Below are 14,028 nucleotides of genomic sequence, written 5' to 3' on the forward strand. Positions count from 1 at the left end.
AGAAATTCAAGCATCATCTCTCTCCAACTCTTTACTTTGCACCTTATCAATTTCGCCTTTTAGCTTCTCAATATCAGTCCCGCTTGTTTTTATGAGAGCAAGAATAGGCGATATGTCTGGATCAACACCTATAGAATCTAAATCTTTTTTTACAACCCAATAATTGGAAAAGTCTATCCCCACTGCCTTCAAGATGCTTAAAAACAAAACATAGTTTGGTTTACTTTTGTTGTAGTACCAATTATGTAATGTTGATTTCGCCTTCTTCAAAAAGGGGTCAACTTTTCCGCGAGTGCCTTCTATGTCCTTCAAAAAGGATACAAGTATTCTATGGGCATCTTCCGGCTTTATCATAAACTAATCAGATTCTACCTAGTACAAGAATTGAGAGAGATTTGTCAATCTGTGTAAAGTCTTACAATTGATTTTATGTGAGAGTTTTTATTTCAGGTTGGCTTACTTCACCACCCGAACCTTTAGGACGTTTTGGTTGCCCAGTTCCTCCAGTTTTATCGGGAGGGGGCTGGTGACCCGTGCCCGTTCCTACAATTTCTAGACTGGGCTGATCTACTCCGCCAATACCGCCAGCAAGAAATAATTGTCTATCTGGCTGTGTACTACCACCTGTAGCAGCAAACAACCGCATAAAGCGGCTCATAAAATGTTCGTCGTGCGGATCAGACGTAATAGGTCTTAGCGTTTGCTCGGCTTCTGTATCCTCTTGTGCAAATAAAGGATCAGGTTGTAAAAGCCCGCCAGTAGTAGCAAAAACACTCTCAGATAAAATAAATAAAGAAACTAAAATCAGTCTCATAAAACTCTCAAATAAAAGTTAATTGATCATGTAAATAATACTAAGCGCAAATACTAATTACTAAACGTTTCAGGATCAATAAACATCAGTTATGAATAGTGCTTATCTGTTTGTTTTTTATGCTTTTTTACAGTTCTTTACTAATTGATTATTGATTGTTAGCGGATTGTGACAATGAATAATAAATACTGTATAATAATACAGTATTAGGTTTTCAATACAAATGACCAAGAAGTGACCGAAGTTATTTTGAATGCCAATACAGAAAAATTAAGATGACAATTTGTTGATTTGATTCGCATTTATATTGTTGGTTTATTTTCAGTAAAGTAGTCTGCGCGGTTTTTAGAACCGAGGAGCTAGCAATGTATTTATCTGGACTTTCAGTAGATAGAATCGTCATTCATCAAATATTTCAAAGGGATTCCAATGGAAATAAAGTTCCTCCAAAACAAAGCAACTCTTTTACAAGATTCAACAAAGACGCAATGGTTGAATTTGAAAGCAGAGTTGTAGATAGCTTGGGCGAAGGGTCTAAATCTGTAGAGATGCACATTATAGATCAAAGCAAAAACAGCTTTTCTTCACTTTTAGATAACATGATAAGAAAACCTGATGACGATTTTTTAGTATCTTCATTCGACATAGCACACAAGCTTGCTGACGCCCAAACGAAAAGAAGCATGACAGGTGGAATTGTTGTCATTTTTACAGGCAAGCAAAGAAAATTGAATAGAGCGTTTTTTGGCGTCATCAAAGCTGATCTTCATAACGGTTATGAAAAAGCCATCGACCCTAATACCGGTGAAATAATACTAAATTACGTAAAGGATATATTATTAACACCAAACAACAGGCTTCACAAGGCGGTTGCCTTTTTTGAAAAAAATACAGACACCTCTAATTCAGATGATCTAAATGACAAATATGCAGTGAGAATAAAAGATCATCAAATGACAGCCTCCAATGGAAAATTTGCAGCAAGATATTTTTATTCTGATTTTTTGGGGCTTGACTACCCTCTAGATAGTGCCAGAAAAACAATGAAATTCTATGACGCAACCAGTTCTTTCATCGGAAGCCTAGATATAGACTCAGAAGAAAAAAATGATTTGGTTAGCGCTCTAACTACGTATCTAAAAACACAAAAATCTGATATAATAACACCACGTGATTTTGCCGAAAATTATTTCGCTGGGGATACACAAGACGATTACATATCCCACCTAGAAGACACTGGAATCCCAACAAACTCTTTCGCCAAAGATAACAAACATATAAAAAGTAAGCTCAAAATACGAAAAATGAAGTTTGGAAAAAGGATTAAGCTAATAGCTTCACCAGAAGATTTTGATAGCTCAATCACAATAGAATCAATAAATGGAGACACCAACTCTTCTGGAGCTTCTAACGAGTGGACAAAAGTTATAATTAAAGAAAAGGTGAGTCAACTTAATGAATGAGTCGGAATTAATACAGACATGGAATTCTGAAAAGCCCATCTATGAAGCCTGGGGTGTACATATTGCGAATAGCATTTGCAATGATTTAGAAAAGGATCAAACCGATCTATGCTCCTTTTTTAAAATTCCAGTTAATCCACGATTAAAGGATGATAAATCTTTCGTAGACAAGGCATTTCATAGACCCGGAAAAGGCTATACAGACCCTTATAACCAAATTGAAGATAAGGTTGGCATCCGTTTTGTTGTATTATTATTGGAAGATATTGATAAAATATGTGGAATTATAGAAAAAAATAATAAATGGACTTTTGATGCCTGCAAACATTTCGATGAGGATAAAGAAAACGAGCCCCTACTTTTCACATACCAATCAGTTCACTATGTTGTTCGCCCCGCTAACGATTTTAACATCAACGATATATTAATACCCAAAACCACTCCATGCGAGATACAAATAAGAACTTTACTGCAACACGCTCATGCAGAACTTACACATGACGCCATTTACAAGGCAAAAAAAACAGTTAAGGCAAGTGTACATAGAACTGTCGCGAAAAGCATGGCGCTTATCGAAACGACTGACAGTTTTTTTTCTGATGCCACAAAACAACTTAATCATGGGCCGCTAGAGGAATTTTCTATATTAAGTAGACTGGATGCAATCTATGAAAACTTAACTGGCATTAAGCCACACAGGCAAAAATCTTCCTTAGCGGTATGGGATTCATTCGAAAGGTTTATCGATGATAGTTTAATTAATAGTATTCAAACACAGCTTATAGATAAATCTGAAAGCATCTGTTCTGCCATAAAAGATCATTATTCTGAACACATAATGTATCAACAAAGTACAATCCTATTTGTTTACTGGCTAATGAAAAGAAAGAGAAACGCTTTACTAAAAGACTGGCCTCTCGACTATAAGCTGTTAGAGCTTCCATCCATAGATTTGGGCATTAGTCTTGACCAAGGGTGATATACTCAAAGCTCAACATTTGATCAGGTAAGAGCAATGCAAAACACAGCGCTACTCAACGACCAAGAAAGCCGCGAAATCATTGAGGGTCTTGTAGAGTCTGGGGAGTACCCAAACGAGCAAGAGGCCGTCAAAGCCGCTCTGAAGCTGCTTGCGGGTGATAGCAATGCCAAACTGGCCCGCCTTCGCCGGTTGATTGATGAGGGGCTAAACTCAGGCCCTCCTGTCAAAGTCACAAGAGAGGGGTTGCTAGCAGAGATTAAGGCCAAGCTATAACCCCTTAGCCTTTCCTCGAAAAGCCTATCTCCACCTCTCCTATTGCACACCAATCTCCACTCTACCCCACCGCTTGAAAACCATTAACCAAAGATTATAATGTAAGAAACTTGCTTACTTGAGGTATTCAGCATGGCTCGCACAATTACATTCCAACCCAGCCCCGAACTTGGCGAATTCATTGAGGCCATGGTCGAGTCTGGCTCCTATGCTAACCAAAGCGAAGTAATCCGTGACAGCCTAAGACTACTGCACGAAAAGACCGCTAAATCGAAGCTTACCCAGCTCAGAAAGCTAATAGAGGAAGGCGAGAACAGCGGTGAACCTGTAGAGTGGAGCGCAGACAAATTCCTTCAGAGGATGAAAACAAGGCGAAAGCGTGTCTAAATTTAAACTCACACCGCAAGCAGAATTAGACTTAGAAAACATATACGACTACAGCGTTGAAAATTGGGGATACCCCCGAGCTGATCGCTACATCTACGACCTTGAAATTGCATTTACCAAACTCTCTCAAAATCAATTACAAGGTCGCACAGCCAGCTATATAAAGCCGGGTTATTTTTGTTACTCCGTTGGCTCACACGTTATTTTTTATCGCCAAAGTACTGATTTTTTATTAGTGGTTCGACTACTGCACAAAAGCATGGACTTTCAGCGGCATTTGTAACCCTCTAATCATAAACAGAGCAATCAATAAGGCTTATTGTTGCTCTGCTTTGATTTAGCGCTTGGCTCCGTCCAGTATCATCAACCGCGACAACAAAGTAGATTTATCAATAGTATTCACTTTTCCTCCCGTTCCTGTGCTCGACAAAATAACCTCAGCGGTATAGGTGTGTAATCCAGACCCCGGACGATCCACAAAACTAACCTGTCGAGTCTCTGATCCGGCTGGCGGGTCTGACCTGATTAAAACCCACTCATCTAAAACAGTACTCCCTCTTCTGAGTCTTAGTCTTGTGAATACAGGCCCGCGCCGACCCGATAAAAATTCAATATGATTCTGTATTTGCAGAGTGATAATCACCGAAGAGCGAGAGTCCGCATCATCAAAGTTTATGCTTCGAGAAAAGCCAGCACCCCACCCATCATCATTAAAGCCAACCTCCTCACGACTACTGTAAAACTCCCTTGCGGTAATCGATTCACCCCTAAGCATCAGTGTATCAATAATATTTGCCGTATTGGCTCTAATTGATGTAGCTTCTAAATCGCCTCTTACTTTTGCATTATCAATTACAAGTTGTCGGGCGTTTTTATCGTAATAGAATAATCCGTTGTTTGCATTTTTAGCGCCAGTGCCAAACCACATCGGCATATTCGAACCGGGTTGATATTCAAAGCGATAGCCGCTGTCCGGGTCGTTAATCACAAAGCGCTGGTTGGCTTTATTGTAATAGACGTGTCCATTGGCTTCGTTAATTAAAGCGCCGTCGCCAATCCAAAACGCTAAGTTGCCAGATGAGGTAATACGCACTCTTGGAGTTGCGCCGCTCGTGGTTTGGAAAGTGCCTGCGGTTAACAAGCCCATGCTTGCTGCAATAGCCGATAACTCATTCACAAATAATTTATCGGCGGTGACAGCGTTGGCCGCAATTTTCCCGGCTGTAACAGCAAGAGCGGCGATTTTCTCAGCGGTCACTGCACTGGAAATAATATGCCGACTTAATACCGAGTTGGCGATAATCTTCGGTGAGCTAATTGAATTGTCTTGAATGTCCGTATTCTTGACGGGGAATTTTCCTTCAAGCTGTTGTAAATCTTCTCGTATTTCTGAGAGATCAACAAGTCCGCGATTGACTCGGTATTGACCAGTGAAGTTAAGACCACGGTTACCCCATACATCAACAGCGGCAGCTCGAATATAAGCGACTTCCTGCCCCTCTTTAAATGGCACAGATAAAACCGGATCACGAGAGCTATCAATAACAAGGTTTGTCGCGTTGGGTATAAAACCATTATTGGTCGACATCCAAACACTAACGCCGGATAAATCCAAGTCATCAGGCCAATCAAAATCAATACCCACGGTGTCGTAAAAACCGACTGCGGTAAAATTATTTAATTGCGCTGGCGGTTCGTTGCGTACTCGTAGCTTTGCATATTCTTCGCTGATTCTGCCTGCAGTATCGACGGCATAAACTCGCACATCGAATTCACGACCCAAGCCGTAATCCTGTGCAGTGGTCCCATGTAAATCCCACTCTTTCGCGTCGATATTATTTACTGCATAGCGCTCTACACCATCAACAACGCATACAATACGATGACGCTCAGTGTAACTGTCCCACGCAATACGAAGGTAAGGGCCGTTAAAGGTTTCTCTGAGCCTTAAATTTGTCGGTGCTGGCGGTGGTTGGTCTAACGAGTCGGAGATATCAACACTGATTTGCTCCCAGCGTCCACGAAAAATATTTTCACCCGCGACTCGGTAAATGTATTTATCATCGCTGACCAAATCAGGGTCGGGGTAAGCGGTATATTCTGTTCGTGTTGTGTAACCGGGGCCAAGCGGTAAAAAGCTCGCTCCGTTATCGGTAGAGACTTCGATTAAATAACGATCCGCTCTTTGTCCCGTCCACTTTAAGTCAACACGAGGATCATCATTAGTGCCTGTAACAACAGCACGCAAGTTAGATACAGCGGGGGCAATATTTGCTGCGTCTGGTATGGCGTCGATGGGTGGGACTTGTAGTCCATCAGCAGCGGTGTATACGGTGATATCATCAACAAAACCTTCTATTTGGTATTGGTTATTTCCACGCGGGCGGATGCGCTCGACTTTAACTCGGTAAGCAAAGTCGATACCCTCGCCTAATAAAAACATTGGCTTAGAAACGTTGGCGTCATGCCTCCAGACCATCGCTGTTTTATCGAGCAAATCGGGCGAGTCTAAGCGTATTTTTTTATCATTAATGACCGTAATTTTTAACGGATCACCGGGGGTGCCGTCTTGATTTCTGATGACAATAAAGGGGTTTTTTATATCTTCGTGCACAGGTTCGGACAGATGTAATTCATCGTTACCGTTCCAATGCATCACATCACCGCTAATTTGTGTTGCTCCTTCAATGGACAGCATGATGTGACTGACGGTGATGACGTCGTGAAAAAATGGCAGGTATCCGGACAGCCCAGTTGTGAACGAGATTTTCTGACGACGGTATTGATTTACGGCACAGATATAAATGCCGTATAAATACGCTTGGTCTCGATCGGTTACGCCGAATGCATTCACTTCTTTTACGTTTTTTGCATCGCTGCCGGGTAATGCACACAACACCTCTTGCTCAATGTAAGAGTAAGTTTTATCGAGATATTTAACCCTCACACCGTCTGCAGTTTCGTCAGTGATCGGCACATGCTCAATTTTAAATGACCCGCGCTTTATGTTGCGCATTGTGAAAGTAGACATTGGTTGCGGCGAATAACCATCGTGCACCATGGTATAAACACCATTTTTATCGACGGGATGGCAACGACACACTGCCGCGATTTTGGTGAGTGCATCCCAGACGGTGGTTTGGGTATCAAAGACACCGTTAAATTCATAACCTTGGTCGTCGCAGAATAAAGCCAGCTCATAGAGGTAATTTAAATCGATGTAAGGGTCGGCACGGTTACCACCGTATTGGGATTTTGCAACGTCGATAAAGGCCCATACCGGATTGCTCGTTGTTACGTTATCAGTCCAGCCCTGATCGGGGGCCCAGGTAGAAACTTTCCCGCGAGACACTACATTGAATTTAGATAGTGACCGGTTACCTAATTGCTCGCTTGCACGCACTTTAATCGCAATGCGAGTGGTATTAGTAATCGGGTTACCGTCTTCTAAAAAGCCTTTTAATTGACTCCAGTCGATGTCGTCGGTGACTTGGATACTGTCGTCTTTGGGTGTAATGCGATCACAATAGACTTGGTAACGACCGGGTTCGACCGAATAATTAAACGTGCGGCGAATGGGGTCGCGGGTATCGCTGGTAAAGGTTTCGCGGCCCAGCCTAAAATAATTCCCTATTGGGTTGTCATCGTCGTCGACCTCACGAGCAAAAAATTCAAACGAGACCGAGTGCTGACGCGTACTGCCATTATCTTTAGTTTTATAAATACCAGCAGAAGCAACATCGCAGGCAATTTGAGTAATGGTGGTGCCCTGCTCGTTGACCGTATACGGCCCTAAGCGCTCGTCTTTAATGGCAAGGCTGGACACTTCCGAACTGCTCACCACATCACTAGGAAAGAGCTTTGATTTTTTGCCGGGCGGGATAACTTCAAACTGCACGTCATTTAAATCAGACAGCGGTGTATCTTCGTATCGTGCGGTTGTCATATCCACATCAACACTACCCAACCCTACTTCAAAGAGTTCGTAGATAATTTGGTCATCATCGCCCACAAACTCGGTGTAACTGCGCGTCGATAAATCTGGCCATGTACGGAGTGAGCCGTAAATTCGGGGCTTGGGCTGCCCCATGCGCGCACGATTACCCCGCGAGCTAATTTGATAAGTAGGGCTGCCTTCTTGTGATTCGGCACTTGCTACACCATCGGCTTTATTGGCACCAGCCATATACAATGCCGCTACCGCTGATACCGCACTAATAGCAAACGCCACCCAGGCAAGTGTTGCGGGTGCTTGTGGAATCGGTTCAACGGTGAGGTGATCGCCTTCTTTTAAAATCGTATCGAATTCAGATTCTAAAACGGGTTCGCCATTCAAATTAACGAGCGAGACCACCGAGTGAATAAACTCCCATGCCCCACTCTCTTTAAGCGCCTCTTTTATCGTAGAGCCTTCGGTGATTTCGGATGACTTGCGCTGAGTAAAATCAAGCGGGTCATTAAATTGAGTCAGTTGCATTGTTATACCGATAGAACTTGTAGAGTTTTAAATTAAAATGGGCGAGGCGATCCGGGGGAATGGAAGTCACTCCACCATGCACGGCGTGCATAATTAAACCGTTTCGCAAGGCAAAAATAGATTTGTCGGGCGGCATCCAAATACCCGCATGGGTTAAATTGCACTCATCGTCACCGACATCGCACATGCCAACAATATCTAATTCAGTCGGCTTATCCGTGGGCTCGAACCAGCCGCGCATCAGATGGGTTTTAAAGGCTTTGCGAATTGCAGTTTTATTGTGACCGCTAATACCGACACGCAATAATTCGACGTCTTTTAAGTGATAATACACATCACGAACAAACGCCCAGCACGGTGCCTCGTGCGATGGGTAAACACGATCTAAAAAATCATTGAGCTGCATAATTACTCGATCAAGCCGGGATTGCTTGTAGGGGTGTAAGTGTGAGCAGGGAATTTTTGGTTTGCAGAGTTTTTATAACCGAGCTGCATTTGTACTTGGGTTAAAGTGACCGTAACACCGCGCACCTGCAAACGAATAATCGACGGCTTACCAAGAGTGGTTTTCGTCATGTGATTGTAGGTGTACTGACGAATCATGCATTCCACCGGATAAACCGTTTTATTGGCTGCCGCGATGTACGCTTGCACTTCTCCACTCACTGCATCGAGTGTTACTGTAGCGGTGTTATCAACTTCAGTACTGGTTTCCGGTTCGGTAAACGTGCCCGCAAGGCCACGAAACGAGACCACCTCACCCGGATTAAAAAGCGCATTATCATCAAGTTTAAAATCAAACGTGGGGCGTTCGCGATTATCTTTTAACGGGACAACTCGTATTGGTTCGGGAAAAGTTGGGTGGATAAATTCAAAAGTGGGGATTTGCTGGATGTTAACGTCGGCGCGGGCGATGGCTTCTTTCTGAATTTGATCGTCAATTTTGAGCATCAGAAAAACCCTATGATTTGCCAATGAAATGAGTGTAATGCATTAGACTCACTTTGAGCGGTCATTATCACTCTGAATCGTTGTGCACGGTCATCACCTTCATCCCAATAGAACCTTAAATCTGCTCCGGGCTTATTACCGTTAGCCGCCTCTGATGATAATGTAAGGGTATAATTTATACTTGGTAACTTAGACGGAAATCCCACTAATTGTGTACCGCGACCACCTGTGGTTCTTACAGCAGACCGTCCCGTTACAATAAATTGTCTTTCCCTTTTATTTATCCAGTATCTAATCGTGCCGTCATTTTCTCTTTCTGAGGTGTAGGCAAGGTCGTTTCCGGCGTGCTTACAAATACTGGGCGTCACTAAAAAATGAGTTCCGCTGCTACCCATCTCAATACGTGCATCAGCTCTAAACTTTGGGCCGTTACAATACGTTCCTTGCTCGTGCCCGCCGCCATCATTAAGCCTTAACCACCCATCGCGAGATGTAACCATATTACCAAAGCGGCCAATGATGTGACTTGCTGAGCCGCTTAAGGTAATATTTTGATTAAAAGTGGCCCCATTAAATGTGGGTCGAGCGGTGGTTCTAACATCTTGATTTAAAATATCACCAAACCTGTGACCATCCCAAAGTTCGGAATTCTGAGCTGTACCGCCAGAAGGTAAAGCCCCGACATCTAAAGCAGTAATAATGACGTCACCCTGTTTTCCATTGACTCTAAAAACCGCATCACTATTGTCGATTTTGAACCACTGGTTGGCCTGCGTGTCCCAAACAATATTGTCACCAACGGCATAATTTACGTCGTTAATTTGACCGGCCACAGAGACTTTATAAAAGTGAGCGGGCTCGTTAGGCTCTCCTTCTGGTATTGGTGGCTCAGTATTTGACGATGCGTCCCACGCCCCCATAAACACCAATGCATTGGCAATACTTTTAGCAATGTCATCCGCACGCGTTGCTGCAACTTCCGCTCTATCGGCATCGGCTTTTGCGTCACTGGCTGACGCAGCGCTATCGGCGGCGTCGCTCGATACAGTTTGCGAGATAGTAGTAATTTCAGCTAACGCAGCTTGCGCATCCGTTGCGCTTTGAGCCGCATTATTTTTATTTAACTCTGTTGTGCTGGCGTTTTCTGTTGAGATTCTTTCGGATTCTTGAGCGCCGGTTAAGGCTTCTTGTGCGCCGGCTTCAAGCGCCTGTACTGTCGATAAATTATTATTCGATTGCTGAGCACTTTCTGATGCTAACGTCGCACTATTTTCCGCGCTGGTTGCGCTATTCGAAGCTGACTCAACCGCTGCTTCTAAATCTTCTCGCATTTGAGTTGATGTGTTTGCATCATTAGCGACTTGATCAGCTAGACGGCTTACCTCAATAAGATTTTCACCCGTTGCATTACTTGCAGTAACTGCTTGTGTCGCTGCTTCATCTGCACGATTTGCATCATTCAGTGCTGACTGAGCGCTGTTCGCTGCTGCCCCTTCACTGGCTTTTGCATTGTTCTCAGAAGTTTTTGCCGCATCCGCCGCCGCAACAGATTCATCTTTTGCATCAACCGCAATTTGTGCAGACTCCAATGTGGTTGCGGTTTTTTCTCGTACCTCTTGCAATATTGCGCGCAATTCAGTTTCAACGGTTCCTAGCGGTGTATCATTTTCAGAGAGCAAGGAGTTTAATGTTATTTCTCCTCTGTCTTCGGGATTAATAACAATACTACCCAGCTCTCGCGCAACATTAACAACTGAGATTCGGACATTATAAAAACCGGGTAAAACAGATTGCTCATAATTACCAGCAGCATCCGTTTCAAACGTCGCGCTTGCACTCTTGACGATAGCAACGGCTTCATTACGTTTTGCAGTCAAAGTAATTAACGCATTTGCCAAACCGCCGCCGTTAATCGGGTCTTGTAACTGACCTTTTAATGTAATCATAATTTACTCGTAATGGGCTTCGTCGGTTTCGACTGTAAATTTAATTTCAACTGAGTTAACACCAACAAGCATGGAGGCCGGACTGTCTTTTATGCGCACTTGGTGAGGAACAACATTGCCCACGGTTTTTACAGGCATAGAAAAGTAATTCGCTCCCCCATTCGCACCACTTGCCGATTCAAAGAAATGCCAAAAATCTTTTTCTTGGCTGTCCGTTAAAAACACACTAACGTTAATTTCTCGCATAGTGATGTGCGAGGTGCGTGAGACTTCAGGCGGCCCGCTTTCCATTTCGGTGCGAATTAGTGAGGGGTTGGATTGCACGGAATAGCCGCTACGCTGTGGCAGCGGTAAATGTTCTGGCCAATAAATTTTCATAATGCGTTCGGTGTTAAATTAAAGGTATCTTTCATTGTGCTGTAGAGGCCCTGACCGCGCTGAATGCGGTTATCCAAATAATCCTCTACGTCATCAAGCGTGATGGTCGCTTCGCCGCCGCGCTGTTGTACCTGAGCGGTTTTGGGCTGGCCATTATTAATGATGGTAATTTTGGTGATGCTGCCCTGGCCTTTTGTGTGGTCCATGACGGTTTCGTTGGGATGTAAGATTGCGGGAAATCCGCCCTTGCCATCAATGCCGCCTGAGCGAGGGCCGTAACCAGTGAAGCCGCCACCGTCGAAGCTCTGCATTTTTGTATTCTTTATCGTACTGATAATGCCTGCTGTTTGCGACAAAACGGTTGCCGCTGCAGGAATGCCAGCCGGAAAACCCAATGACCACGCCTGAGAAAGCCCCTGCTGAATCTTGATAGTTGACTCTGCAACTGCAAATATTTTACTTGCAGCAAACAATGCTCTATAAGTCTTACTCTGCTCTCCACTATATGCAGATGATAAGCCTGCCAAGGTGCCAAAAAAGTCCGACGCCATACCCACTTGAGCAAGATGCGATTGCGTTTGAATTTCCTGTTTGGCAATTTCGGCACGTCGAGTTAATTCAATCTCTAACTCAGAGCCCGCTCCGTATTGCTGCCGGATGACTTCTAGACGCTGATTATAAAAACTTTCGAGGTCGAGCAACTGTTGATCGTAATTGTATTGAGGCTCTGGTAAACCCCATAACATTTGCTCGCTGAATTGCGATTGTAATTGGCTGAGTAACGATAATTGTTGCTCACTGCCCGCTTGAGTGTTGTCTAAAATAATATTGCGGCGACGCTCATAACTGTCTGCAATGTGCTGCTCTTCCGTTTGCAAGCCAACCTGTAATTGCTCAAAAGCACGCGCATTGGCTGCTGAATTCTGCACACGCAAATTGTCTAGCCATAAATCCTTTTCTTTAGCCTCGATCAAATCATGATACTGATTTATCGCCGCTAATTGTGCAGGCGCAGCGTTTAATTGCTCAGCGTTATACAGCGCTAATGCCCTCTGACCCATTCCCGTGGTTTCCGCCTGCTTTTTTAAAGCCGCTATGGTTTGTTCAACTTCAGGTATAATTTTTGCGGTTTGCGGTTCGGTCGCCTGGGCAGATTTAACCTCTAAATCCACCTGTTTGCGCAACTCTGCATTTCTGAGTTGCAGCGCCTCTACTTCTCCCTCTATCACCGCTTTACGCTGTTTGTACGCTTCAATCTGCTCCTTTCTGACTCTAGAACGCCCGCTATTTCTGGGTGCCTGTAATTCATTCAGCCGCTCTTGTGCATCCGACAACGCATTGGTATTGCGAGCTAATTCAATTTGTAATGGACTGTACTCTTGCAGCAGCGCTAATAATTCCCGGTATTGATTGCGCGCTTTAATCCCAGCGCGACCACCCTGTTCAATGCTGTCTGAAACCTTGTCAAATTCTCCCACCAAATACTCAATTGACTTAGTGCTATCATCCGCAAGAGCGTCACGCAAGCCAGTGACCATGCTCGTTATACTTTCCAGTGAGCTGTTGATCATGGGGGCAAAATTAGCCGCAACTTGTCGAGATAGAGAGTTAAATGCAATTTCAAATTCACGAGTGTTGCTCGCCGCATCAATTAAGCTTTGGGCATCCACATCGGAAATAGAGCCGTTTAATTCTCTGCCCCGCTCTGCAAACTCTCTTAACGCTGATCCGTTGTCTTCCAGCAAGGGCATTAATAATGCAGCGTTATTCGCCAAAGATTCGAGATAAAAAACCTGCTCTCCGGCGGAAACATTCGCATCGTCGAGCGCTTTTTTAACGGCTATCAGTGCATCAGGCCCGCTCATTCTTTGTAATTCAGTCGCCGTCAAACCCACTTGAGGGGCGACCTTTTCAAAGAAATCTTTAAATTCACCACCACCTGTGGCAACAAAGTCTCCTATTTTATCTTGGGTATCTTTTGAAATATCCGCGAGCTTTTCCGTCTCAATGCCCACCCGCGAAGTAGCAAAGGCATACGCCTCCAAATCTGCAACACTGGTATTCGCCAACGTAGCGTAGCTCTGCAATTGCAGCAAAGCATCACCTTGTTTTATCACCAATGCAGAGACCGCAGCGGTCGTGGCCGCTACTGCCGCTACTGATGCAGCAGAAACACTTGAAAAGTGTTTTTTCGTATTTCTCGACCAATGGCGCGAGTCATTTGCCGCTTTTCGTAAACCGGTACTGAGACCCGCTGTGTTTGTCACAAAATCAACGGTGAGCGTTGCAAGAGTGCCTGATGCCATTAGTGATTCCAGTGTTGCCGTGCTTCGGCCAGAAAATTATCGACACGAGCG

13 protein-coding genes are annotated in these 14,028 nt (G+C 44.0%); 5 read left to right on the plus strand and 8 right to left on the minus strand.

What is annotated here, in order from left to right:
* Positions 1 to 6: 6 nt before the first annotated feature.
* The gene (locus LU351_RS07605) at positions 7 to 354 is read right to left on the minus strand and encodes a hypothetical protein (protein ID WP_232593469.1); all 348 of its coding nucleotides are present in this window, start codon (positions 352 to 354) and stop codon (positions 7 to 9) included.
* A 73-nt stretch (positions 355 to 427) separates the two neighbouring features.
* Positions 428 to 814, minus strand: a complete 387-nt coding sequence (locus LU351_RS07610) for a hypothetical protein (RefSeq protein WP_232593470.1) — start codon at positions 812 to 814, stop codon at positions 428 to 430.
* Positions 815 to 1,179: 365 nt separating this feature from the next.
* Here LU351_RS07610 and LU351_RS07615 point away from each other — a divergent pair, with 365 nt between their 5' ends.
* The 5 genes from LU351_RS07615 to LU351_RS07635 all read left to right on the plus strand — a co-directional run bounded on the left by LU351_RS07615 (position 1,180) and on the right by LU351_RS07635 (position 4,202).
* Entirely contained in the window at positions 1,180 to 2,277 is a 1,098-nt protein-coding gene (locus tag LU351_RS07615; RefSeq protein WP_232593471.1) for a nucleoid-associated protein, read from the plus strand.
* Entirely contained in the window at positions 2,270 to 3,256 is a 987-nt protein-coding gene (locus tag LU351_RS07620) for a GTP pyrophosphokinase (protein ID WP_232593472.1), read from the plus strand. Before LU351_RS07615 ends, LU351_RS07620 begins: the two co-directional genes overlap by 8 nt.
* Positions 3,257 to 3,292: 36 nt before the next feature.
* On the plus strand, positions 3,293 to 3,532 hold the full coding sequence (locus LU351_RS07625; RefSeq protein WP_232593473.1) for a ribbon-helix-helix domain-containing protein: 240 nt from the start codon (positions 3,293 to 3,295) through the stop codon (positions 3,530 to 3,532).
* A 132-nt stretch (positions 3,533 to 3,664) separates the two neighbouring features.
* Positions 3,665 to 3,919, plus strand: coding sequence for a type II toxin-antitoxin system ParD family antitoxin (locus LU351_RS07630; protein ID WP_269783356.1), 255 nt, complete (start codon positions 3,665 to 3,667; stop codon positions 3,917 to 3,919).
* Positions 3,912 to 4,202 (plus strand): type II toxin-antitoxin system RelE/ParE family toxin, encoded by a 291-nt coding sequence (locus LU351_RS07635; RefSeq protein ID WP_232593474.1) that lies wholly within the window; start codon positions 3,912 to 3,914, stop codon positions 4,200 to 4,202. The genes LU351_RS07630 and LU351_RS07635 overlap by 8 nt, the downstream gene beginning before the upstream one ends.
* 54 nt (positions 4,203 to 4,256) lie before the next feature.
* On the opposite strand, the gene LU351_RS07640 is transcribed toward LU351_RS07635, so the two are convergent.
* The 6 genes from LU351_RS07640 to LU351_RS07665 are packed head-to-tail and all read right to left on the minus strand — an operon-like array spanning position 4,257 to position 13,977.
* Positions 4,257 to 8,396, minus strand: coding sequence for a host specificity factor TipJ family phage tail protein (locus tag LU351_RS07640; protein WP_232593475.1), 4,140 nt, complete (start codon positions 8,394 to 8,396; stop codon positions 4,257 to 4,259).
* Positions 8,377 to 8,802: a hypothetical protein gene (locus tag LU351_RS07645; RefSeq protein ID WP_232593476.1), complete on the minus strand. Its 426-nt coding sequence runs from the start codon at positions 8,800 to 8,802 to the stop codon at positions 8,377 to 8,379. The genes LU351_RS07640 and LU351_RS07645 overlap by 20 nt, the downstream gene beginning before the upstream one ends.
* A 2-nt stretch (positions 8,803 to 8,804) precedes the next feature.
* On the minus strand, positions 8,805 to 9,347 hold the full coding sequence (locus LU351_RS07650; protein ID WP_232593477.1) for a DUF1833 family protein: 543 nt from the start codon (positions 9,345 to 9,347) through the stop codon (positions 8,805 to 8,807).
* Complete coding sequence (locus tag LU351_RS07655) at positions 9,347 to 11,293, minus strand: hypothetical protein (protein WP_232593478.1); 1,947 nt, start codon at positions 11,291 to 11,293, stop codon at positions 9,347 to 9,349. Before LU351_RS07655 ends, LU351_RS07650 begins: the two co-directional genes overlap by 1 nt.
* A 3-nt stretch (positions 11,294 to 11,296) precedes the next feature.
* Positions 11,297 to 11,671, minus strand: a complete 375-nt coding sequence (locus tag LU351_RS07660) for a hypothetical protein (RefSeq protein ID WP_232593479.1) — start codon at positions 11,669 to 11,671, stop codon at positions 11,297 to 11,299.
* Positions 11,668 to 13,977 carry a coiled-coil domain-containing protein gene (locus LU351_RS07665; RefSeq protein WP_232593480.1) on the minus strand — a complete coding sequence of 770 codons (2,310 nt, stop codon included), beginning with the start codon at positions 13,975 to 13,977 and terminating at the stop codon, positions 11,668 to 11,670. The genes LU351_RS07660 and LU351_RS07665 overlap by 4 nt, the downstream gene beginning before the upstream one ends.
* Positions 13,978 to 14,028 lie beyond the last annotated feature (51 nt).

Source organism: Marinibactrum halimedae, from assembly GCF_021234875.1.
Classification (GTDB): Bacteria; Pseudomonadota; Gammaproteobacteria; order Pseudomonadales; family Cellvibrionaceae; genus Marinibactrum; species Marinibactrum halimedae.

Excerpts from the sequence above, each read along its gene's own strand:
- LU351_RS07665 (WP_232593480.1), bottom strand. The coding sequence starts at position 13,977 with ATGGCATCAGGCACTCTTGCAACGCTCACCGTTGATTTTGTGACAAAC.
- LU351_RS07620 (WP_232593472.1), top strand. The coding sequence starts at position 2,270 with ATGAATGAGTCGGAATTAATACAGACATGGAATTCTGAAAAGCCCATC.
- LU351_RS07630 (WP_269783356.1), top strand. The coding sequence starts at position 3,665 with ATGGCTCGCACAATTACATTCCAACCCAGCCCCGAACTTGGCGAATTC.
- LU351_RS07650 (WP_232593477.1), bottom strand. The coding sequence starts at position 9,347 with ATGCTCAAAATTGACGATCAAATTCAGAAAGAAGCCATCGCCCGCGCC.
- LU351_RS07640 (WP_232593475.1), bottom strand. The coding sequence starts at position 8,396 with ATGCAACTGACTCAATTTAATGACCCGCTTGATTTTACTCAGCGCAAG.
- LU351_RS07610 (WP_232593470.1), bottom strand. The coding sequence starts at position 814 with ATGAGACTGATTTTAGTTTCTTTATTTATTTTATCTGAGAGTGTTTTT.
- LU351_RS07605 (WP_232593469.1), bottom strand. The coding sequence starts at position 354 with ATGATAAAGCCGGAAGATGCCCATAGAATACTTGTATCCTTTTTGAAG.
- LU351_RS07645 (WP_232593476.1), bottom strand. The coding sequence starts at position 8,802 with ATGCAGCTCAATGATTTTTTAGATCGTGTTTACCCATCGCACGAGGCA.
- LU351_RS07655 (WP_232593478.1), bottom strand. The coding sequence starts at position 11,293 with ATGATTACATTAAAAGGTCAGTTACAAGACCCGATTAACGGCGGCGGT.
- LU351_RS07660 (WP_232593479.1), bottom strand. The coding sequence starts at position 11,671 with ATGAAAATTTATTGGCCAGAACATTTACCGCTGCCACAGCGTAGCGGC.
- LU351_RS07625 (WP_232593473.1), top strand. The coding sequence starts at position 3,293 with ATGCAAAACACAGCGCTACTCAACGACCAAGAAAGCCGCGAAATCATT.
- LU351_RS07615 (WP_232593471.1), top strand. The coding sequence starts at position 1,180 with ATGTATTTATCTGGACTTTCAGTAGATAGAATCGTCATTCATCAAATA.